At 65.7% G+C, this 21,304-nt stretch carries 24 protein-coding genes; 16 read left to right on the top strand and 8 right to left on the bottom strand.

Annotated elements, in window-relative coordinates; genetic code table 11:
* The first annotated feature begins 17 nt into the window (after positions 1 to 17).
* From IFR23_RS00455 to IFR23_RS00435, 5 genes are all read left to right on the top strand, one after another.
* Entirely contained in the window at positions 18 to 401 is a 384-nt protein-coding gene (locus IFR23_RS00455) for a winged helix-turn-helix transcriptional regulator (RefSeq protein WP_192974284.1), read from the top strand.
* A gap of 116 nt (positions 402 to 517) precedes the next feature.
* Complete coding sequence (locus IFR23_RS00450) at positions 518 to 1,285, top strand: SDR family NAD(P)-dependent oxidoreductase (RefSeq protein WP_374956410.1); 768 nt, start codon at positions 518 to 520, stop codon at positions 1,283 to 1,285.
* The gene (locus IFR23_RS00445) at positions 1,282 to 2,178 is read left to right on the top strand and encodes a glycosidase (RefSeq protein ID WP_192974283.1); all 897 of its coding nucleotides are present in this window, start codon (positions 1,282 to 1,284) and stop codon (positions 2,176 to 2,178) included. Before IFR23_RS00450 ends, IFR23_RS00445 begins: the two co-directional genes overlap by 4 nt.
* Before the next feature lie 135 nt (positions 2,179 to 2,313).
* Positions 2,314 to 3,225 carry an ABC transporter ATP-binding protein gene (locus tag IFR23_RS00440; protein WP_192974282.1) on the top strand — a complete coding sequence of 304 codons (912 nt, stop codon included), beginning with the start codon at positions 2,314 to 2,316 and terminating at the stop codon, positions 3,223 to 3,225.
* 2 nt (positions 3,226 to 3,227) lie between these two features.
* Positions 3,228 to 6,818: a M1 family aminopeptidase gene (locus IFR23_RS00435; protein ID WP_192974281.1), complete on the top strand. Its 3,591-nt coding sequence runs from the start codon at positions 3,228 to 3,230 to the stop codon at positions 6,816 to 6,818.
* Between the two features lie 107 nt (positions 6,819 to 6,925).
* On the opposite strand, the gene IFR23_RS00430 is transcribed toward IFR23_RS00435, so the two are convergent.
* Genes IFR23_RS00430 through IFR23_RS00420 form a run of 3 tightly spaced genes read right to left on the bottom strand, consistent with a single transcriptional unit; the run spans position 6,926 to position 11,242 of the window.
* Entirely contained in the window at positions 6,926 to 7,993 is a 1,068-nt protein-coding gene (locus tag IFR23_RS00430) for a lipocalin-like domain-containing protein (RefSeq protein WP_192974280.1), read from the bottom strand.
* Complete coding sequence (locus IFR23_RS00425; protein ID WP_192974279.1) at positions 7,993 to 10,518, bottom strand: FtsX-like permease family protein; 2,526 nt, start codon at positions 10,516 to 10,518, stop codon at positions 7,993 to 7,995. Before IFR23_RS00425 ends, IFR23_RS00430 begins: the two co-directional genes overlap by 1 nt.
* Complete coding sequence (locus IFR23_RS00420) at positions 10,511 to 11,242, bottom strand: ABC transporter ATP-binding protein (RefSeq protein WP_244655373.1); 732 nt, start codon at positions 11,240 to 11,242, stop codon at positions 10,511 to 10,513. The genes IFR23_RS00425 and IFR23_RS00420 overlap by 8 nt, the downstream gene beginning before the upstream one ends.
* Before the next feature lie 177 nt (positions 11,243 to 11,419).
* On the opposite strand from IFR23_RS00420, the gene IFR23_RS00415 reads away from it, so the two are divergent.
* From IFR23_RS00415 to IFR23_RS00405, 3 genes are all read left to right on the top strand, one after another.
* Complete coding sequence (locus IFR23_RS00415; protein WP_107961601.1) at positions 11,420 to 11,620, top strand: DUF5818 domain-containing protein; 201 nt, start codon at positions 11,420 to 11,422, stop codon at positions 11,618 to 11,620.
* A gap of 85 nt (positions 11,621 to 11,705) precedes the next feature.
* Positions 11,706 to 12,041: a hypothetical protein gene (locus IFR23_RS00410; protein ID WP_192974278.1), complete on the top strand. Its 336-nt coding sequence runs from the start codon at positions 11,706 to 11,708 to the stop codon at positions 12,039 to 12,041.
* 3 nt (positions 12,042 to 12,044) lie between these two features.
* Positions 12,045 to 12,692 (top strand): SOS response-associated peptidase family protein, encoded by a 648-nt coding sequence (locus IFR23_RS00405; protein ID WP_192974277.1) that lies wholly within the window; start codon positions 12,045 to 12,047, stop codon positions 12,690 to 12,692.
* 16 nt (positions 12,693 to 12,708) lie between these two features.
* Here IFR23_RS00405 and IFR23_RS00400 read toward each other — a convergent pair whose 3' ends face one another.
* A complete protein-coding gene (locus tag IFR23_RS00400) occupies positions 12,709 to 12,864 on the bottom strand; it encodes a hypothetical protein (protein ID WP_192974276.1) in 156 nt (51 codons plus the stop codon).
* Between the two features lie 176 nt (positions 12,865 to 13,040).
* Between IFR23_RS00400 and IFR23_RS00395 the strand changes: the two genes are divergently transcribed.
* Entirely contained in the window at positions 13,041 to 13,343 is a 303-nt protein-coding gene (locus IFR23_RS00395; RefSeq protein ID WP_107961598.1) for a hypothetical protein, read from the top strand.
* Positions 13,340 to 13,588, top strand: coding sequence for a hypothetical protein (locus tag IFR23_RS00390; RefSeq protein ID WP_192974275.1), 249 nt, complete (start codon positions 13,340 to 13,342; stop codon positions 13,586 to 13,588). Before IFR23_RS00395 ends, IFR23_RS00390 begins: the two co-directional genes overlap by 4 nt.
* A 208-nt stretch (positions 13,589 to 13,796) precedes the next feature.
* On the opposite strand, the gene IFR23_RS00385 is transcribed toward IFR23_RS00390, so the two are convergent.
* Positions 13,797 to 13,937 carry a hypothetical protein gene (locus IFR23_RS00385; protein ID WP_192974274.1) on the bottom strand — a complete coding sequence of 47 codons (141 nt, stop codon included), beginning with the start codon at positions 13,935 to 13,937 and terminating at the stop codon, positions 13,797 to 13,799.
* A 320-nt stretch (positions 13,938 to 14,257) separates the two neighbouring features.
* Between IFR23_RS00385 and IFR23_RS00380 the strand changes: the two genes are divergently transcribed.
* The 4 genes from IFR23_RS00380 to IFR23_RS00365 all read left to right on the top strand — a co-directional run bounded on the left by IFR23_RS00380 (position 14,258) and on the right by IFR23_RS00365 (position 16,882).
* Positions 14,258 to 15,430 (top strand): zinc-dependent alcohol dehydrogenase, encoded by a 1,173-nt coding sequence (locus IFR23_RS00380; RefSeq protein WP_093400153.1) that lies wholly within the window; start codon positions 14,258 to 14,260, stop codon positions 15,428 to 15,430.
* Positions 15,431 to 15,510: 80 nt separating this feature from the next.
* Positions 15,511 to 15,969 carry a hypothetical protein gene (locus IFR23_RS00375; protein WP_192974273.1) on the top strand — a complete coding sequence of 153 codons (459 nt, stop codon included), beginning with the start codon at positions 15,511 to 15,513 and terminating at the stop codon, positions 15,967 to 15,969.
* An 83-nt stretch (positions 15,970 to 16,052) separates the two neighbouring features.
* On the top strand, positions 16,053 to 16,556 hold the full coding sequence (locus tag IFR23_RS00370) for a ferritin-like domain-containing protein (RefSeq protein WP_192974272.1): 504 nt from the start codon (positions 16,053 to 16,055) through the stop codon (positions 16,554 to 16,556).
* 71 nt (positions 16,557 to 16,627) lie between these two features.
* Positions 16,628 to 16,882 (top strand): hypothetical protein, encoded by a 255-nt coding sequence (locus tag IFR23_RS00365; RefSeq protein ID WP_192974271.1) that lies wholly within the window; start codon positions 16,628 to 16,630, stop codon positions 16,880 to 16,882.
* A 418-nt stretch (positions 16,883 to 17,300) separates the two neighbouring features.
* Here the strand turns inward: IFR23_RS00365 and IFR23_RS00360 are convergent, their stop codons facing one another.
* The 3 genes from IFR23_RS00360 to IFR23_RS00350 all read right to left on the bottom strand — a co-directional run bounded on the left by IFR23_RS00360 (position 17,301) and on the right by IFR23_RS00350 (position 18,609).
* Positions 17,301 to 17,936, bottom strand: a complete 636-nt coding sequence (locus tag IFR23_RS00360; RefSeq protein ID WP_192974270.1) for a hypothetical protein — start codon at positions 17,934 to 17,936, stop codon at positions 17,301 to 17,303.
* Positions 17,937 to 17,959: 23 nt separating this feature from the next.
* A complete protein-coding gene (locus tag IFR23_RS00355; protein WP_192145418.1) occupies positions 17,960 to 18,271 on the bottom strand; it encodes a hypothetical protein in 312 nt (103 codons plus the stop codon).
* Positions 18,272 to 18,339: 68 nt separating this feature from the next.
* Positions 18,340 to 18,609 carry a GlsB/YeaQ/YmgE family stress response membrane protein gene (locus IFR23_RS00350; protein ID WP_093400148.1) on the bottom strand — a complete coding sequence of 90 codons (270 nt, stop codon included), beginning with the start codon at positions 18,607 to 18,609 and terminating at the stop codon, positions 18,340 to 18,342.
* 180 nt (positions 18,610 to 18,789) lie between these two features.
* On the opposite strand from IFR23_RS00350, the gene IFR23_RS00345 reads away from it, so the two are divergent.
* Together IFR23_RS00345 and IFR23_RS00340 are read left to right on the top strand one after the other, a co-directional pair.
* Positions 18,790 to 20,256 (top strand): helix-turn-helix transcriptional regulator, encoded by a 1,467-nt coding sequence (locus tag IFR23_RS00345; RefSeq protein WP_244655372.1) that lies wholly within the window; start codon positions 18,790 to 18,792, stop codon positions 20,254 to 20,256.
* 73 nt (positions 20,257 to 20,329) lie between these two features.
* Entirely contained in the window at positions 20,330 to 21,286 is a 957-nt protein-coding gene (locus IFR23_RS00340; protein ID WP_192974268.1) for a bifunctional methionine sulfoxide reductase B/A protein, read from the top strand.
* Positions 21,287 to 21,304 lie beyond the last annotated feature (18 nt).

Genomic DNA, 21,304 nt, shown 5'->3' with positions numbered 1-21,304 from the left:
AAAAGGTAAGTTTTTAAATGTCCGGCGATCCATCCCCCCGCCTCGCCGATCGCATGGAGCGCGGCGACGTGTTCGCGCCGCGCTGTCCGTCGCGCGAAATCCTGAAGCACGTGACGAGCAGCTGGGGGACGCTGACGCTGATCGCGCTGCTACCCGGCACATTCCGGTTCAGCGATCTGCGCCGCAGGGTCGCCGGCGTCAGCGAACGCATGCTCTCGCAGACGCTCAAGCAACTGGAGGGCGACGGGCTAGTGCATCGCCGAAGCTTTCCGGTCGTACCGCCCCGCGTCGACTATGCGCTGACCGAACAGGGCAAGCAGGCGGCGGTGCTGGTGCAGGCGCTGGCGGACTGGATCGAGGACAATCTGCCTGCGCTCGCCAGCGGTCGGGTGAACGACTGACGGCGGGATCATCCGCCCCCGGCCGTGCGAGGTGTGCCCGATATCCCGCCACGGTAGTTTGATGGCAGCGAATTCATGAAACTCCGCCCAGCCTGACCGGTTCAGTTGCGATGACCATGTTCGACGATCAGATCGCAATCGTTACCGGCGGCGAGTCCGGCATCGGCGCTGCGTGCGCCAAGGCGCTGGGCGAGGCTGGTGCGCGCGTCGTGATAACCTATTTCAAGGACGAGGCGGCGGCGCAGGCGGTCTGCGCCTCGATCGGCGGCCCGGATCGCGCGATCGCGGTGCAGGTCGACGTCGGTGACGAAGCCGCAGTCGAACGGTTGTTCGCCAAGGCCGAGAGCAGTTTCGGCACGGTCAGCCTGCTGGTCAATTCCGCGGGTCTCAACATGAGCGGCGTGATGCTCGTCGACATGCCGCTTGCGCAGTTCGACCGCGTGATCCGCTCCGATCTCTACGGGCCGTTCCTGACGTGCCGGCGGCTGGTGCGTGCGCTGGAAGCGCAGGATGCGAAAGGCCGGATCGTCAACATTTCTTCGATCCACGAACGGGCCCCCCGCCCCGGTGGCGTCGACTATGACTCCGCCAAGGGTGGCCTGTCGCAACTGACCGCGACGTTGGCGCTGGAACTGGCGCCCAAGGGTATCGCGGTAAACGGCGTCGCGCCGGGCATGATCCTGACGCCGATGAACCAATCCGCGCTCGATCATCCGGAGGAACTGGCGGCGAAGGAAGCCGCGATCCCGTGGAAGCGGGCCGGACGCCCCGACGAGGTTGCCGCACTCGTCACGTTCCTGCTGTCACCCGCGGCGGACTATATCACCGGTACCACCGTGACGATCGATGGCGCGCTGTCGCTGACCGTGGCGCAGGGCGCATGACGGTCACCTACGCGGTCGAGCAACTCGACACCGTCACCATCTCGTCCGCATCGGTGGTCGACGACATGGATCTGATGAGCCCGTTCGTGTGGCAGGAAGGCGATCTGTACCGGATCATGGTGCGCGGCGTACCGCATCCACTCGGGCCGCATGACCCGACGGGTATCATCGCCCGCGGAGAAAGCCGCGACGGGCTGACGTTCGTGATGGATCCGGGCCTCGCGATCACGCCGGGCCCGGGCATGGAGGACATGGGCGGATGCGAGGATCCGACCGTCCTGGTGACTGGCCACGAATATCTCGTCTATTATACCGGCGTCGATGCGGCACGCAGCCAGGGCTGCATGATACTCGCCGCCGGGCGCGACCTGACCGCGCTGGTCAAGGAAGACCTGATCCTCAAGGCGCCTCCCGGCGAGGGCAACATCAAGGAAGCGACGCTCGCCCAGACCTCGTCCGGCGATTGGCGGCTGTTCTACGAATATGCCGCGGACGGCGCATCGCGAATTGGCATGGCAGGCGGGCCGACGCCGAAAGGTCCGTGGACCGTGCTGCCCGATCCCTTTGGCATACGCGACGATAGCTGGGATAACTGGCATCTTTCGACCGGGCCGATCTGGCAGGCGGGCGGCCAGGACCCGGTGATGTTCTACAACGGGGCGACGCACGACGCGCGCTGGCGGATCGGCTGGATCAGCTTCAGCCCCGATTTCGCGCGCGTGACCGGCCGTGGTCTCGAACCGCTGCTGGTACCGCCGCCAGCCCTCAGCCGAGAGGCGACGGACATCGCTTTCGCCGCGTCGACGGTCGCGGACGGAAACCGGATAGCGCTGTATTACTCGCTGGAGGACCGGATGCTCCGCCGGGCACTGGTCAGCCGGTACGGCGGATAGGACATACGGCCGGCCGTACGCGCCGCGCCAGGACGCTCGGTACGGGCACCGGATTCATACGCGGATTTGGATCGATAAGCGCTTTACTCGAGCAATACACCGCGTACACTGCTTCCCGAACCGGAAGAGGTGCTCATGCTCGATCTCGAAAACGTCACGCACGTCTACGCCAACGGGACGAGGGCACTCGATGCGGTGACGCTGCACGTTCCCAAGGGAATGTTCGGGCTGCTGGGGCCGAACGGGGCGGGCAAGTCGACGCTGATGCGGACCGTCGCCACGTTGCAGACGCCGACCGAGGGCACGATCCGCTTCGGCGATATCGACGTGATCGCGAAGCCCGAGGCGTTGCGCGAGCGGCTCGGGTATCTGCCGCAGGATTTCGGCGTCTACCCGCGTGTGTCCGCGTATGACATGCTCGATCACATGGCGGTGCTGAAGGGCGTGGCATCGGCGCAGGAGCGCAAGGAAACCGTCGAGACGTTGCTCGAACAGACCAATCTCTGGGCGGTCCGCAAGAAGGCGATCGCCGGGTTTTCAGGCGGCATGCGACAGCGTTTCGGCATCGCGCAGGCGCTGATCGGCAACCCCGAACTCATCATCGTCGACGAACCGACCGCCGGGCTTGATCCCGAAGAGCGCAACCGGTTTCTCAATCTGCTTGCCGAGATCGGCGAAAACGTCGTCGTGATCCTATCGACGCATATCGTCGAGGATGTGTCGGACCTGTGCCCGCGGATGGCGGTGCTGGCCGCCGGGCGAATCCAGCTGGAGGGCGCGCCTTTGGATTTGATCGCGAAGACCCGCGGCGCGGTATGGGCGAAGACGATCGGGCGCGACGAACTCGACGAATGCCGGCTGCGCTACGAGATCATCTCGACGCGGTTGTTCGCGGGTCGCACGATCATCCACATCCTGTCCCCCGACGATCCTGGCGACGGTTTCACCGCGGCCGCAGGCGGACTGGAGGACGTCTATTTCTCCACGCTGGCGCGATCGCGGCGGGTGCCGGGAAGCGAACCCGTTTCCTCGACCGTGGCAGCATAGCGGTGTTCGGCCAGATCGCCCGGTTCGAGCGGCGTTATCAGTTGCGCAACCCCGTGTTCTGGGTGGTTGCGATCCTGTTCTTCCTGCTGACCTTCGGGTCGATGACGGTGGAGCAGATCCAGATCGGCAGCGGCGCCAACATTCACAAGAACGCACCCGTCGCGATCGCGCAGGTGCATTTGATCATGTCGCTGTTCTTCATGTTCGTGACGACCGCGTTCGTCGCCAACGTGATCGTGCGGGACGACGAGAGCGGGTTCGGACCGATGGTACGATCCACGCGGGTCAGCAAGTTCGACTATCTGATCGCGCGCTTCCTTGGCGCGTTCGGTGCCGCCGCGCTTGCCTTCGCCGCGATCCCGCTTGCGATCTGGCTCGGTTCGCTGATGCCGTGGATCGATTCGGAGACGCTCGGTCCGAACCGGCTGAAGGATTATGCCTATGCGTATTTCCTGCTGGCCCTGCCCAACGTCTTCCTGACGTCGGCGATCTTCTTCGCGGTCGCGACGGCGACGCGATCGATGATGTACAGCTATCTCGGCGTCGTCGTCTTCCTGATGCTGTATCTCGCGATCAACGCGGTACTGCGCGCAAAGCCCGAATGGCGGGCGACCGGCGCCTATTTCGAGCTGTTCGGGTTTGGGGCGTTCGGTACGACGACGCGCTATTGGACCGCGAGCGAAGCCAATGGCGGCATGCCGCCGTTTACCGGCGTGCTGCTGGCCAACCGGGCGATTGCGATCGCGATCGGACTGGTGGCGGTCGCAACCGCCTATGCTCGGTTCAGCTTTGCCGAACGGGGCGTGTCGAAGCGCAAGCTGCGCAAGCAGGCGCGTACCGCGGCGCGGCTCGCTGCCACGCCACCGCTGATCGTCAACCGCCTGCCCGCGGCACGTCCGCAAGATGCCGCCTGGGCGCGAATGCTGTCCCGCTGCAAATTCGAGATGGCGCTGGTGTTCCGCAGCCCGGCGTTCCTGGTGCTGCTGCTCATCGGGCTGTTCAATTCGCTTGGCGGCCTTCTGTTCGCCAACGAGATGTTCGGTGCGCCGATCCGCCAGCTGACCTTCGCGGTGATCGGCACGTTGCAGGGCAGTTTCAGCATCATCCCGCTGATCATCGCGATCTATTATTCGGGCGAACTCGTCTGGCGGGACCGCGAACGCGGCATGCACGAGATCGTCGATGCGACCTCGCTGCCGAACTGGGCGTATCTGGTGCCCAAGGTGCTGGCGGTGACGCTGGTGCTGTTCGCGACGTTGCTCGTATCGGTGATCACCGCATGCATCGTCCAGCTCGCGCGCGGCCAGACCGATCTTGCGCTCGGTCATTACCTGCTCTGGTACCTGCTGCCGATGACGGTGGACGTGCTGCTGCTCGCGATCCTGGCCGTGTTCATCCAGGCCATCAGTCCCAATAAATATGTCGGTTGGGCGGTGATGGTCGTCTACCTCGTGGCCACGATCACGCTCAGCAACATCGGTTTCGAGCACCCGCTCTACCAATATGGCAGCACGGGTAACACGCAGTTGTCGGACATGAACGGCGACCAGATCGGCGGTCCTGCCGGCTGGTGGCTCAGGCTGTACTGGGGCGGTGTCGCGGTTGCGCTCGGCGTGATCGCGCACCTGCTATGGCGCCGCGGGACCGAGACCCGGCTCAAGGCACGGCTGGTGCATCTGCCCCGTCGGCTGCTCGGGGTGCCTGGTGGGATCATGGCGGCGGCGCTGTGCGTCACGGCAGCAACGGGCGCGTTCCTGTATCACGACATGGATGTCGTGAACGTCTATCGGACGAAACAGGAAGGCGAGGCGCGGCAGGCGCTCTACGAGAAGAAATACCTCAAATACCTAGCGCTTAAACAGCCTTCCATCACCGACATGCGCCTGAGCGTGGCGTTGTACCCCGAAGAGCGGCGAATGGTGGCGAGCGGTACCTACGCCTTCGTCAACGACACCGGCGCGCCGCTTCGCGATCTTCACGTCCGCATGATGGACGACCTGACGCACCTGCGCGCGGTGACGGTACCCGGTGCGACGGTCGTGATGAACGACGCGGACCTGCAATACCGCATCTACCGCTTCGCACGTCCGATGGCACCCGGCGCCAGGGGAACGATGACGTTTCGCGCGGACCGCTGGCAGCGCGGGCTCGTCGCCAACAACGACGATACCCGTCTCGTCGGAAACGGGACCTTCCTCAACAACGGCGAATTCGCGCCACGGTTCGGGATGGACAAGAACGGTCTGCTGCAGGACCGCGCCAAGCGCCGCAAATACGGTCTCACTCCCGAACTGCGTCCCGCCAAGCTGGAGGACCGGTCGGCCCAGGCTCGCAACCTGATCGTCAACGCGCCCTGGGTGCATTCCGACATCACCGTTTCGACGATCGCAGGCCAGACGCCGATCGCGCCCGGCGACAAGGTGGCCGACAGCACGGTCGGCGGACGCCGCACCGCGCGCTTCGTCTCGCGCGCACCGATCCTCGCGTTCTTCTCGGTCCAGTCCGCCGCCTATGCGGAGAAATCGCGACGCGCGGACGGCACGGCGCTGACGGTGTTCTACGATCCGCAGCACGCGTTCAACGTCGATCGCATGCTCGACGCGATGCAGCGCTCGCTCGCCTATTACCGCGCCAATTTCGGGCCCTATCAGTTCGACTACGCGCGGATCATCGAGTTTCCCGGCTACCAGAGCTTCGCGCAGGCCTTTGCCGGTACGATCCCCTATTCCGAACGCATCGGCTTCATCGCCGATACCCGCAACCCCGACACGATCGACTATGTCAGCTACGTCACCGCGCACGAACTCGGCCATCAATATTGGGGCCATCAACTGATCGGCGCGGATATGCAGGGCGGATCGATGCTCATCGAAACGATGGCGCAATATTCCGCGCTGATGGTGATGAAGCACGAATATGGCGACGACAAGATCCGCCGCTTCCTGAAATACGAACTCGACTCGTATCTGCGCTCGCGCGGTGGCGAGGTCGTCGAGGAAGTCCCGCTCGATCGCGTCGAGAACCAGGGATACATCCATTACCGCAAGGGCTCGCTCGCGGTGTACCTGTTGCAGGATCGCCTCGGCGAGGACCGCGTCAACGCGATGCTCCGCGACCTGCTCAATCGCTACCGGTTCAAGGGCGCGCCCTATCCCCGCTCGCTCGATCTCGTCGACGGCTTCCTGTCACTCGCGCGCAATCCGGCCGAACGCCAACTCGTGCTCGACCTGCTCGATCGCATCACCGTGTACGATCTGAAAGCATCGGCCGCGACGACCCGCAAACTGGCGGACGGCACCTACGAAACCATACTCACGCTCGACGCGGGCAAGGTCTATGCGAACGGCGCCGGGGTCGAGAAAGCCGCGCCGCTTAAGGACGATATCGATGTCGGCCTGTTCGACCAGCGCCCCGGCCTCGGCAGCTTTGCCGCGAAGGACGTGATCCTCAAGGAGCGCCGGCCGATCGTGTCGGGTACGCAGACCGTACGGATCGTCTCCAAGCGTCGCCCGGCGTTTGCCGGTATCGATCCCTATACGCTGTACGTAGATCGCAACAGCGACGACAATGTCGTAGCCGTCACGGACAGATGATCGCGGTTCGCTTCCCGAACGATACCGCGGACGGCAAGATGGTGGAGCTTGGCGAGCGCGCGCATTGATCACTCCTGCGCGCGCGATTGCCCAGCTACATCGCCGGGCTACATCGCCAGCGCCTTGTCGTATCCGGTCAGCTCCAGATAGCCGCGGCCTCCGGGCGTCCGCACCGCGCCCTCCCAGTAGACGGGCAGTCCGCTTCGCCGTGCGTCGAGTTCCTGCGCGGCGAACATCGGCGTCAGCCGGCGGGTCGTGATCTTGCCGCCGACCCGGATGCTGAGATCCTGCATGACCGGATAGACGGCACCGGTCGCGCGGCTCCGCCATGTCGCGACCGGCCGGAAGGCCACGTCGCCGGGTCCGAGCACCATGGTCCGCCCATCGGCCCGGCGTAGCGCGCCGCCCGCCCACAAAGTGCCGCCGCCCTTGCGCCGTATCCTGAACGCCATCAGCGCAGAGCCATCGTCGAAATTGAGGCCGGTCCAGTCCCAGCCTTGCGCGGCCGGGGCGAGGTAGTTCGACGACCATTCGCGGTCGAGCCATGCTTCGCCGGTGACCGCAACGGGGCGGCCGGCGCGCGTGACGGTGCCAGCGACGCGCAGATGCGGGATCGAGTAATAATAGCTCGCCTCTTCGGGGCGCGGCCCCTTCCGGCTATAGCCGCCCTGCCCCTGCGGCAGCGGCGGCTGGGTCGGCTGGAAGGCGAGCGCGAGTTGCAAGCCGTCCGCCGACACGCGCGTGCGCCAGCGCCCATCCGCACCTCGGCGAAGCTGCCAGTCGCGGATCGCCACGTCCGCATCGTCGGTCCGCGCCGATGCCAGGCCGAAGCCCTGCCGCGCGGCGCGCTCGCCGTGGAGCAGGCGCCCGGTCGCCGGGTCGGACAGCGCGGCGTGCGCGAAAAGCACCTGCCGCGCCGCGAACCGGCTCGGGTTTGCGGAATCGACGGGGGGCCGCGTGCGGAAGAAGGTCACCTGGAAACCGAGATCCTTGCCATCCGCGGTTTTCAGCCAGCCGGTGACGTACCACCATTCGGTCCGAAACGCCGGATGCGCGCCGTGGTCGCCGGGAAAGCGCAGTACGATACCCGGCTTCACCTGCGGATACGGCGTGGCTGCGGGTGCCGCCACGGCGACCACGCTCAGCAAGCCGGCCATCATCAACGTTCGCCGCATCACCAATCCTCCCGAACCGACGTGATCGCACTGCGCGCCGTCGCGCGTCGCCCTGCCAGCACCGCGGTCAATGCCGCCGCACCGGTCAGCGCCGCAGCCACGCCGAACAGCGTGCCGACCGGGATGCGCGTCGTCATCGTCCAGTTGAACGACTGCGGGTTGATGACGTGGATCAGCACCTGTGCCAGCACCAGCCCCAGGCCGATGCCCGCCAGCGCTCCCGTCAATCCGACGATCGCACCCTCCGTCGCCAGCATCGACATCAGCTGGCGACGGGTCAGGCCGAGGTGGCGGAGCATCCCGAATTCGCGTTCGCGCGCGATCGTCTGCGCGGACATCGTCGCCGCGACACCCGCCAGCCCGACCAGGATCGCCACCGCTTCGAGCAGGTAGGTGACGGCAAAGCTGCGGTCGAACAGCGTGAGCGCGAGCTTTCGCAGGGTTGCCGGCCGGGTGATCTCGACCTGATCGCGCAGCGCTGTGGGAAGCCGCGCGGTCAGGCCCGCAGCGACGCGATCAGCGTCCTGTCCGGGCGTCACCATCACCGATATCTCGTCGCGCCCTTCGTCGCCGGTCAGGCGCTGATAATCCGCCTCGTCGACCAGCACGGCGCCCGCCTGTCGGCCATAATCGCGCCAGACGCCGGCGACGAAAAAGCGAGTCCGGCCGGCGATCGGCAACGCGATCGTATCGCCAGGCTCCCAGCCGTACAGCCGCTGCGCGGGCTCGGACACCCAGACCGGCAACGCGCCCGCCGGCACGCTCGGCGCACGATCGATCAGCACCAGCAGGGGATCGCGGCCATTCCGCTCGGGCCGCGCGATCAGGCTGATCGGGGGGCGATCGGCGGCGATCGTCAGCGGCATCTGCCGGCTGAAGGCGACGCGCGCGATCCCGGGTGTCGCGGCGAGCCTCGTGCGCGTTGCCGGATCGAACGACGCCCCCGCCGTCGTCCGCGCATACAGATCGGCACCGAGCACGTCGCCCAGCCAGTCGTCGACCGCGCCCCGGAAGCTCGTCACCATCGTCGCCATCGCGATCATCAGCGCGGTCGAGGCGACGATCCCGCACAACGCGGTGGCCGCTTCGCCGGGGGCGCCGTGCAGATGGCGCACGGCCAGCAGGCGCGGCACGTTCGTTGCGCCGCGACGAGCGAGCGGCGCGAGCAACGTCCGCGCGAACCACGGCACACCCGCCACGCCCCCTGCGAGCATCAACGCCATCCCCGCAAAGCCGAACAGCGGCAGCCCGCCGACCGCGGGCAAGACCGCCGCGCCGCCGCCTGCGACGAGCAAGGCTGCGGCTGGCCACCACGCGATCCGCTGCCGGGGATCGATCACGTCGCCGACGTTCTTGAGCGCTGCGGCGGGTGCGGCGCGTGCCGCGACGCGCGCGGGCAACGCGCTCCCCAGGCACGCCGCGAGCAGGCCGAGGGCGAAAAAGACCATCGCGGCCAGCGGTTGGAACACGACCTGCGAATGGCCCCCCGCGAAATACCCCGCGCCGAGATCGCCCCCGAACCAGTGCAGCGCCGCCCATGCCAGGCCGTAGCCCGCGAGCAATCCGACCGCCGATCCGACCACGCCGATCGCGACGCCTTCGACGACGACCGCCGCCATCACGCCACCGCGCGGCATGCCCAGCGTCCGCAACAGCGCGAACGCACGCTGACGACGCACCACCGACAGCGATTGCGCGGAATACACCAGGAAGCCGCCCGTCAGCAGCGCGATCAGCGCCAGCATGTCCAGGTTGACGCGATAGGCGCGCGACAGGGCGTCGCCCTGCGCATTCTGCTTCTCGGGGGTGGAGAGCACGGCATCCGCCGGCAGCAGCGCCCGCAGCGCCGGCTCGGCCGCGGTACGATCGGACAGCGCCAGGTCGAGCCGGTCGATCCGGCCCAGCCTGCCGAACCGCCATTGCGCCGCAGCGATGTCGATCACGCCGATCGTCGCATCGTCGGTGGCGGGCAGCGTACCCGCGATCCGCAACGGCACCGTCCGGCCGTTCGCGACGACAGTGACCGTCGATCCAACCCGTGCTCCGGTTTGCATCAGCGCACGGCGCGAAAGGAACAGCGCGGCCTCGTCGAAGACGGCGTCGTTCTGCGTGTCCGGTCCGGAGGCACGCAAGCCGATCAGCGACGGCGTCACCGCCGCCGCGCGGATCACGTCGACTCCCAGCAACGTGACGCGAGCGCGGCCGATCCGCGCGTCGAGGCTGACGACCGGACTGGTGTCGGCGACGCCTTCTGCGGTCGCCACCCGCGGATAGACGCGTTCGTCGAAGCCCAGCGGACTGGTCGCGCGGATCGACAGTTCGGCCGCGCCGCTGATCCCGCGCATCGCCCCGTCGAACGAGGCCAGCGCGGACCCGTTGACGAGGTGGACGGCAAAGCCCAGCGCGACGCCGACCGCGATCGACACCGCGGTCATCAGGAAGCGCGCGGGATGGAAGCGCCACTCGCCACCGATCAGCCAGCGCAGCGCAAGCCTGCCCGAAAATCCCCCGGCCCGATCAGCCACGCCGGTCGACCAACCCTTCCGCGCCGAGCGTCAGCACACGGTCCGCCATCGCAGCACTCGCCTCCGAATGCGTCACCATCACGCCGGCCGCGCCATGCCCCCGCACCGCGTCGGCAAACAGCGCCAGCACACGCGCCGCGGTCTCCGGATCGAGGTTTCCGGTCGGCTCGTCCGCCAGGATCAGCGCGGGCCGGTGCACCAGTGCGCGCGCGATCGCGACGCGTTGCAGTTCGCCCCCCGAAAGATCGCGGGCATAGCCATCGCCTCGCCCGCCCAGTCCGACGGCATCGAGCATATCCTCGGCACGGCGATCGGCGGCCGCAGCGTCCGGCGATACCAGCGCGAGCGGCAACGCGACGTTCTGACGCAAGGTCAGATAGGGCAGGATGTGGAAGGCCTGAAATACGAAGCCGATCCGTTCCCGACGAAGCTTGGTGCGCGCGGTTTCGTCGAGTGCGGCTAGGTCGACGCCATCGATCGCGACGCTGCCGCCATCCGCATCGTCAAGGCCGGCAAGGATGTTGAGCAACGTCGATTTGCCGACCCCGGACTCGCCGATGATCGCCACGAGTTCGCCGCCGCGAACCGCCAGATCGAGGTTTCGAAACAGGCGGCGCGGGCCCGGCACCGACTTGGTCAGCGCCCGCACGTCGAGGAGAGCGGCCGTGTCGAGATGGACCCCTGCCCCGCCGGTTTCACCAGAAGAAATTTCGCGCGCGCTCATGGATACTCCTGCGGTCCGCCGTCTGATCGACCACGCAAGATGGTACAACCGGCCGTCGCCTTCTGTTCCCGCAAATCTCCCGCTCCACGATCTTATCAGCGAAAACCACTGTAGGCGCGACGGGGCTCGTGGCAGAGGCTTCACGAAATCGAGACGATGACGAGGCGGGAACGGAAGATGGACGTCGGTACCAGGATCAACGAGGTCGGGCTGCTCGTCCGCGATGGCGGCGCATTCTATCTGCGTCGCGACGCCGGTGGCCGGTTCGAACTCGAGCTGCACCGCACGCCCGTCGACCTCGTCGAAAAACGCGTGCGGCTGATCGGCACGCTCGTCGGCCCCGACCTCGTCAACGCCGACGGTGTCTCGCCGGCGTGAACCGCTATCGGCCGGGAAACGCCGGCTACCGGTCTGAGACGGTGCCGTATTGCGTAGGGCGCCGAACCGCGCTTAGGCTCGCGCGATGGAAAACACAGCCTCCCCGCTCGACCTGTTCACGCGGCTCGAAATCGCTCTCGAAGAACGCAGCGAAGCCGCCGATGCGTTCGACCTGTTCAAACAGGATGCCGTGATGGCGCATGCGCCCGCGCCGGGCGACGAGCCTGCCGTCACCAGCGACGAGGCGGCAGATGCCGCGGCCGGCGAAGTCGACATGTTCAGCGCCGAAGTCCGCGACCTGCTCAACACCGCCTCCGATGCGGATCTCACGAACGCCTATGCGCAATCCGGTGGCGAAGTCGGCCATCCCGTCGCCGAAGCACTGCTCGGCGAGATCAAGCGTCGTGGCCTCGGATCCTGAACGATGTGTAATCGCGCTCGGTTCGACGGCGAACCGGAGACTATCACCGAGCGCTTCGGTGCGGACTGGCTGACGACGAAGCCGATGGACAACCGGTTCGATCCGAAGGAACTGCGTCCGTTCGGCCGAGCCTATGTCGTGCGCAACGATGGCGGGCGTCGCGGGCTCGACGTAATGGAGTGGGACGTCCTGGCCGGTCAGGCGAGGCAGGCCGGTCGCAAGGTCGCGCAGACGAACGTGCGCAGCCTTCACCTTCCGCAATGGCGTTCGCTCGTCACCGATCCGGCGAACCGGTGCCTCATTCCGCTGACCGAATTCTGCGAATGGGCGCGCCAGCCGACCGATCTCGGCGACGGCAAGAAGCCGATCAAGGGCGAGATGTGGTTTGCGGTCACCGACCAGCCGGTGTTCGCGGTCGCGGGCTTCTGGCGTCAGGTCGGCGATCAGCGCTATTTCGCCATGGTGACGTGCGACACGAACGCGCTCGTCGCGCCGATCCATCCGAAGGCGATGATCACGATCCTCCGTCCCGACGATCAGGAACGCTGGCTGACCGGCAGCTACGACGATGCCCTAGCGCTACAGCGTCCGTATCCGGCGGGCGCGATGACCGTGCGTGGCCCGGTATTCCCGACGCGTGAGGCCGCCTGACCGATCGGTGATGGACCTACCCGATCCGCGCTGTCGCGGGGGGCTCCAGCGCATCGAGCGCCTCGGAGATGAGCGCTGCGACCACAGTCCACCCCAGGCTGTCGGCTTCGGCCAGCGCATCTTCGAGATGCTCGCGAAGGCGTTGATCAGGTTCAAGCGTGCGTTGTGGCACCGATGCAGCCCCGTGAACTCGGTTTTGGACGATTGCTTCGCCCGCAGGATGTTGCGATTTTCGCGCCACGTCAATTGGTGCGAAGAGGACGACGGCCGAAACCGGGACGACGCATGGCACCAGCCGCGATCTGAGCGGTTGTCCTGTCGAGCCATGCCGGCTTGAGGGTTAGCATCATGAAATTGACGGCAAAGTTCGACACACGGCGCGACGCGGAAATGACCGTCGAGCGCCTGGTACAACAGTTCGAGATCGACCGTGCGAAGGTGGTCATCGCGGCGGATGGCGAAGAGAACACCGCGGGCGTGGCCGAAGACGGGTCCGACAACAAGGCCGGCGAGCCCAGCCCCGAGGCGCGCGACGACGCCGAACTCAACGGCAAGGTCGTCGTGACCGTCGACGTCGCCGACGACGCGACCGCCGATGAAGTCCGTGCGGCATTCGCCGAGTTCGATGCGTCGGAACAGGTGGCCAAGTGACCGCGCCGGATACTGCAACGCCGGACACTGCGACGCAGGCTCGTCGACGCGAGATCGCCACCGAGCATCTGCTGTTCAAGCTGATGGAGTATGTCGAGGATCGCCACAGCGGCCTGCTCGACTTCATGGAGCAGAGTCTCGATCATCTCGGCGATCCGGCGGCCGACGACACGAAGGACGACGATGCCGTCCGCCAGATCGCGCGGAAAATGATCGTGGGTGCCAGAAAGCAAGGCGTCAGCTAAAGCGGTCGGAGCCGGGGGCGCCCTTTGAAGGCTCCAGCCTTGCCCCCCGGTAGCCACCGATATTCCCGCACGACTTCCGGTAAATCCGGGCTTCCTGTCGGCACCGACCTAGCCCCCCGTAAGCAGAGCGAGACCCACGATTTCCTGCGTGCGACTACCGCTACTCCAAGCGGGCTAGGCCTCTCGACCGTGTCGATGACCGGCCTCGTCAGAAACTCGCCTTAACAGCCAATTCGCGGAACTCCAGGTCGCGATAGCGCAACAGACCGAAGATCCTCACCGCATCGCTTATCGAGCCAGACACCATCAATATCGCAACCGTAATGAGGTCGCCGAAGCGCTGTCGCATTAAGTATCTATGAAGTCTGAAGTTTTTCAGATCCGTATATTATCGATCAACTCAGTCTCCACTGATTGAAATCAGCATAAAATATAAATGACGGATATTCTTGCTTGTGCAGGAACGATGACGCCGCCCTGATCGCTATACCCTCCAACACGCCCTCAAGCCCTGTGACAATACTCACGGTTTCGAATGCTGCACGCTAACCATTTCGACATGGCTTTCACCTTTTGGTTGACCAGTGCCAATTTCATACTTGGCGACGTGTTGCATAAATCCGCGATCTTCACAGGTTTATTAGTTACACCAACAATGGAGAAGCTTCGATGCGCGCACTCGTTTGGCATGGCAAAGGTGACGTCCGCGTCGATACCGTTGCCGATCCAGAGATCAAGCATCCGCGCGATGCGATCATCAAGGTTACGGCCTGCGCGATCTGCGGATCCGATCTGCATCTACTCGACGGATACCAGCCGACGATGCAGGCGGGCGACATCCTCGGCCACGAGAACATGGGCGTGGTCGTCGCACTCGGCTCTGAAGTCACCAACCTGAAGATCGGCGACCGTGTCGTGGTGCCATTCACGATCAGCTGCGGTGATTGTTTCTTCTGTCGCAAGGGGCTGTTCTCCGCGTGCGAGCGGACCAATCCGAACTCCGAGATGGCGATCAAGGCGATGGGTCATTCGCCCGCCGGCCTGTTCGGGTTCAGCCACATGCTGGGCGGCTATTGCGGTGGCCAGGCCGAGTATCTGCGCGTGCCGATGGCGGATATCGGCCCGATCAAGGTGCCCGACAGCGTCACCGACGAGCAGGCGCTGTTCCTGTCCGACATCTTCCCGACCGGCTACATGGCCGCCGAGAATGCGCAGATCGAGCCGGGCGATACCGTGGCGATCTGGGGCTGCGGTCCGGTCGGCCAGTTTGCGATCCGTTCGGCGCTGATGCTGGGCGCGGGCCGCGTGATCGCGATCGACGAGGTGCCCGAGCGTCTCGCGATGGCCGAGGCCGGCGGCGCGGAGACGATCAACTTCGCCGAAGTCGACAGCGTCTATGACGAGCTCCAGTTCCGCACCAAGGGCCGCGGTCCCGACAGCTGCATCGATGCGGTCGGCGCCGAGGCTTCGGGACATGGCGCAATGGATGCGGTGATCGACAAGGTGAAGGCGGCGACGTTCCTCGCCACCGACCGCGTCCACGTGCTGCGCGAGGCGATCATGAGCTGCCGGATGGGCGGCACGGTGTCGATCCCCGGCGTCTATGTCGGGATGGGCGACAAGATTCCGATCGGCGCGATGATGAACAAGGGGCTGACGATCAAGACCGGTCAGACGCACGTCCAGGCCTATACCAAGCCGCTGCTTGCACGGATCGAGGCGGGCGACATCGACCCGAGCTTCGTCGTGACGCACCCTGCCAGCCTCGAGGATGCGCCCGAGATGTACCAGAAGTTCCGCGACAAGCAGGACGGCGTCATCAAGGTCGTGCTGCGGCCGTAACTCCTCCCCGAGCCGGTCCGCTCCCATTGAGCGGAGCGGCTCGGTTCGTTTTGATCCGCTACATTCAGAAGGACGTACCGATGAGTGACAAGGTTCATACCCCCGTTCCCGGCAATCCAGCGAGCAAGGGCGCGCCGGACGGCGTTTCGGACTCGCCCCGCGGCACCGATGACGTTCACGGCCGCAGCGAAGGCGGCGAAAGTGGCGGCGGATCCTATCATAATCCGCATGCCGGCAAGAATGAGACGAACACCGGCTTCATGGCGCATGGCGGCCAGACCGACATCGCCTATCACGGCGGTGGGCAGGCCGGCGAGGACGGTGGCAGCGCGGCCAACGGCGTTGCAGGCTCGGGAGGTGGTGACCGCACGACGATTGCCGCCGACCCTGATGCAGACCGTGAACCCCATGCGATCACTGGCGAAGGTCGGACGATCGAGGTCGTCGAGACGTCGGGGATCGCCGAGGCCGAGGCCAGCGGCAAGATCGGCACCGATGCCCGGTACGAGGACGAGCAGAAGCAGCCCGGCGCCGGCTGAGGTCGCCACGCTTCGATCCGCGTTTCCGCAATTCAAAACCAACCGCCGCGCATTCCGCCCGGCGACATCACGAGGATGCCCCCATGTCTGCACCCGAAGATCTTCAGGAAATCTACACTGACGAATTGAAGGATCTGTGGTCCGCGAACGACCAGATGAAGAAGGTCTTGAAGAAGATCACGTCGAAGGCAAGCGATGCGTCGCTGAAGGATATGCTGACCAAGTCGCAAGCGGATATCGAGACGCACACCGACCTGCTCAAGGACCTGATCGCGTCGAACGACGAGAAGGTCTCGAAGGAGCATTGCAAGGGCATGGAAGGCCTCGTCGCCGAGGCCACCAGGCATGTCCTCGAGGAAGGTCCGGAAAAGGGGCCGCTACTCGATGTGATGATCATCGCGCAGTATCAGCGGATGACGCATTACGGGATCGCCGGGTTCGGTACGGCGACGGCATACGCCAAGGCGCTGGGGCTCAAGGACGACCACAAGAAGCTCAGCGCGGCCACCAAGGATATCTACGGCGGCGACGAATATATGACGAAGCTCGCCGAGACGACCGTCAACATCGATGCCGAAGACGAATGACTCTCGATCGCCCGCTGGCATCACGTCGGCGGGCGTTGATGCGATGCAGGCAGAGGACGGAAGCAACGACAATGACGACGTATCCCTTGAGCGAACCAGCGACGATCTACCGGAAAGCCGACCAGACCGAGGGCGCGGCGCGAGACGTGGTCGCGCGCGGCAGCCTGTCGGATTGCGCGGAAATCCTGGAGGATTGGTCCAGGGCCGATCGGGCTTCCGCCGAAATCGAGATCGACGACATGGCGTTGCGCTACGGTGCGGACGAGATCGAGGAACTGCTCACGTTCCTGCGCGAAGAGGACAAGGACTCGCCGGACCCGGTCTAGGCGATGTTTCAGCGCTAGTACCTTTCCAACGAGCCAGCCCCAACGAGACCCAGCATAACAAGCGCCATCGCGGAAGGCGCCACCCCAACAAGGCCACCCCGGCGAAGGCCGGGGCCCAGTTGGAAAGGTCGCGGTAACAAAACGCAGCGTTCATCAGCAACGTTGCCCACCTGGACCCCGGCCTTCGCTGGGATGGGGCATGTGTGGTGCTATGGGGTGCATGTGTTCGGAGCAGATGCCTGCCCATCCGACCTGTAACTCACCACGCCACCAGCCGGATACTATCGATCCAGCGAAACCGTCGGCGTCGAAGCAGGCCCCGCACTACCAACGAAAACCCCCGCCCCCCAACTCAAACCGAACCCATTCAGACACAAAGACGCCGCCGACCCGTAACCAGGCCGGCGGCACCACTTGATCAGTAGGTCGTCGATGTCGGTGTGGACCGATAGCGGTCACGCTCGACAGCCACTTCATCGCGGCTGTAGGCAGGCGCGGTGTCGTCGAACGACGACCAGCCGTCCTGACGATAGGCGCTGCCACGCGTCGACGCGTCTACCGACCGGTTGCGGTCCAGCACCGCTTCGGCCTCGGTTGCCAAGCTATCGTCGACACGCGCGCTGAGCAGCGTGCCGCCACGGCGGACGCCTTCCGAATAGACGTGGGCCTCGTCGTCGGAGTGGCCGGCGTCCTTCAGCGCGCCGACGATCGTTCCCGTCGCGGCCCCACCGGCAGCGCCGATGCCTGCGCCAACGACGGTCGATGCCAGCCACCCGGCCGCGACGATCGGACCGAGGCCGGGGATCGCGAGCAGGCCGAGCCCTGCCAGCAGGCCGCCGACGCCACCGACAGCAGCACCGGTCGAGACGCCACGGCTGACGTCGCCGTGATCGTTGACGTCGCCGAGCGACGTGGCCGCGTCGCCGTGCGCGCCATCGGCATTGTTCGCGACGATGCTGACGGAATCGTGCGGCACGCCCAGGCGTTCGAGGTCGTGCAGCGCCGCGGTCGCGTCCGAATAGTCGTCGAACAGGCGGGTGATAGTCTTGGTCATGGTCTCTCTCCTATCGAATTGGTTCAGCGCGACGAGACGTTGCCCTTGTAGTCGAGCCCGACATGGACCGTCTTGCCGGCGCGCGTGCCCGTGCCCCGCCAGACGCCGTCCTTGTCCTTCGCCAGACGCGAGATCGAGCGATAGCCGGCCTTGGTCAGGCGACCGCGAGCCTGATCTTCCGAGAAGGAATTGGCACCGCTGGCGGGGGCGGCGACGTGGGCCGCTGCACTCGCCTTGACCGCGGGGTTGTGCGCGCCGGTATGCGTCGCGGTCTGCGCGACGGCGCCGGAGGCCAGCAGCATCGCGCCGCATGCCAGGATAACTCGAACGGTCACTGCACTCTCCTAAGTGTCTGTATTTTCCGAAGTGTGGGAGGGCGACGCGAGCGTGCCCTCCCGTTCGCTCAGCGCACCGTACCGCGACGAAACATGTTGACGATCGCGAGCAGGATCACCGCGCCGACCAGCGAGATCAGGATCGACTGGATGTTGAGCGCGCCGTCCATGATCGATGCGCCACCAATCAGCGGCGTGATCAGGAAGCCGGCGAGCAGCGCACCGACGATGCCGACGACGACGTTGAGGAAGACGCCCTGCTGCGCATCGGTCCGCATGATCATGCTAGCGACCCAGCCGATGAGTCCGCCGACGACGAGAAGGATGATGAGGTTCATGATGAGGCTCCTGTTCGATAATGGTACAGGTGCCTCAACAGTCTCGATGCCCGATCCGTTCAGTTCGCGCGCTTTTCGACGAATTCGGAATTGGTGCGCAAGTACCGGGGCCATTGGTAGATTTATGCCGGCCCGACCGGAACCCGAAGCGCTTCACGGCGCTGAACCGGGATGACCAAGATGCCCGCCAAACCGCTTCACGCCCCCACCCTGCACCATCTCGAACAGCTGATGACCGGGCTGCTCGAAGGCGTGATCCTGATGGATCCGACCGGGATCATCCTGAGCGCCAACCCGGCCGCGCTGAAAATGCACGGGGTGCGGGCGGTCGAGGATCTCGGGCAGACCGCGGACGACTATGCCACGCGGTTCAGCCTGCGCTACCGGGATCGCCGCAAGCTGCCGCGGCGGGACTATCCGCTGATGCGGCTGCTCGCGGGGCAGAGTTTCCCCGACCTGATCGTCGAGGTCGCGCCGGTCGATGCCGACGAACCGCGCTGGGTCCATCAGGTGCGCGACATAGTCATGGACGAGGATGGCGGTGAACCCGATTGCCTGGGGCTCGTCATCAACGACGTCTCCGAACGGTTCGACGCGGAGGATCGGTTCGAGGCGATGTTCCACGCCAACCCCGCCCCCGCGCTGATCATCCGCGTCGCCGACCAGCGCTATGTGCTCGTCAACCAGGGTTTCCTCGACCTGTCGGGCTATGCGCGCGACCAGATCGTCGGCAAGACTCTGTTCGATTTCGACTTTCTCGCGGAGGTCGACCGCAAGGCGTTCGTCAAGGACTGCGTCGCGGCGGGCAAGACGATCCCGCAGCTCGAGGCGGAACTGCCGCTCGCCGGCGGCGAGAAGACGCTGGTCATCCTCGCGGGCCAGCCGATCGAGGTCGCCAATCAGGATTGCCTGTTGTTCACCTTCGCCGATCTCGAACCGCGGCGGCGTGCCGAACATGCGCTGAAGGCGAGCGAGCGCCACTTCGCTTCGGTGTTCGAAATGGCGCCGGTCGCGATGGTCGTGACCGAAGGCGGCGACAACCGCATCGTCCAGGTCAACGCGGCGTTCAAGGCGCTGACCGGCTACACGGACCGCGCGGTGATCGGCCGCATCGCCGACGACCTGCAACTCTGGAACGATGCCGCGCAGCGCCAGCAGCTCGAAACCGAGATCGGCGAGCATGGCGGCTTTCGCAGCCGCGACGTGCAGTTGCTGCACAAGGCAGGCGAGGCGCTCGACTGCCTCGTATCAGCCGAACGGATCAGCGTCGACGGAACGCCGTGCGTGCTCTGGCTGTATCAGGACATCTCGGCACGGCGGCGCGGCGAGCTGGAACTGGTCGAGGCGATCGATGCGGTGATGAAGGACGCCAACTGGCTCAGCCGGTCGATCATGGACAAGCTGGCGACATTGCGGAACCCGCGTGGCGCGACCGGGTCCGCGACACCCGCGGCCGATCTCAGCAAGCGCGAGCGCGAGGTGCTGGAGCTGATATGCCAGGACCTCGACGACGCGGCGATCTCGGAACGGCTCGGCCTGTCGCGCAACACGGTCCGCAACCATGTCGCGCGGCTTTATGCGAAGATCGGCGTCAACCGCCGCAGCGCCGCTATCGTCTGGGCGCACGAACGCGGCGTGGGCGCCTGATACGAACGCCGCCTGTCCACCACCTCGACAGCACGGGGCAGGCTTACCACATTCCGGTCAACGGAGTGCTGCCATGACCGACTACCGCAAAACCGAAGACGCAGTCGCCGCGCTGACGCCCGAACAATACCGGGTGACGCAGGAGAACGCGACCGAGCGTCCCGGCTCCGGTGCATTGCTGCACGCCAAGGACGCGGGCATCTATGTCGACATCGTCTCGGGTGAGCCGCTGTTCGCCAGCGCCGACAAATACGAGTCCGGCTGTGGCTGGCCGAGCTTCACCCGACCGATCGAGCCTGCGAACGTCAGGTCGAAGCGCGACTGGTCGATGCTCATCCCGCGCACGGAGGTCCGCTCGGCGCACGGCGACAGCCATCTGGGCCATGTCTTCAAGGACGGCCCACGCAGCCGCGGCGGATTGCGCTACTGCATCAATTCGGCAGCGTTGCGGTTCGTCCCGCGCGGCGAGATGGCGGCGCAAGGCTATGCCGCGTATCTCGATCAGGTCGAGGAGATCCCGGCTAGAACCGAGCGCGCAGTGCTCGCTGGTGGCTGCTTCTGGGGCATGCAGGACCTGATCCGCGCGCTGCCCGGTGTCGTTGCGACGCGCGTCGGCTATTCCGGCGGCGAGATCGCCAACGCGACGTACCGCCGTCACGGCAACCATGCCGAGGCGATCGAGATCGTCTTCGATCCGGTGCGCACCGACTTCCGCACGCTGCTCGAATTCTTCTTCCAGATACACGATCCGACCACGGCTAACCGGCAGGGCAACGATCGCGGCGCCAGCTATCGCTCGGCGATCTTCTACACCGACGACGACCAGAAGGCGGTGGCGCAGGACACGATCGCCGACGTCGAGGCATCGGGGCTATGGCCGGGCAAGGTCGTGACCGAACTGTCCCCGGTCGGCGATTTCTGGGAGGCCGAGCCCGAGCATCAGGATTATCTCGAGCGCAAGCCGAACGGCTATACCTGCCATTTCGTCCGCCCGAACTGGAAACTGCCACGCCGCGCGGAGGCGGCCTGAGCGCGGCGCGAGTGTGGG

This window comes from Sphingomonas sp. CFBP 13603, assembly GCF_014892665.1.
Taxonomy (GTDB): Bacteria; Pseudomonadota; Alphaproteobacteria; order Sphingomonadales; family Sphingomonadaceae; genus Sphingomonas.
The sequence above is the reverse complement of the archived record's forward strand: the minus strand, read 5'-3'. Positions and strand labels throughout refer to the sequence as shown.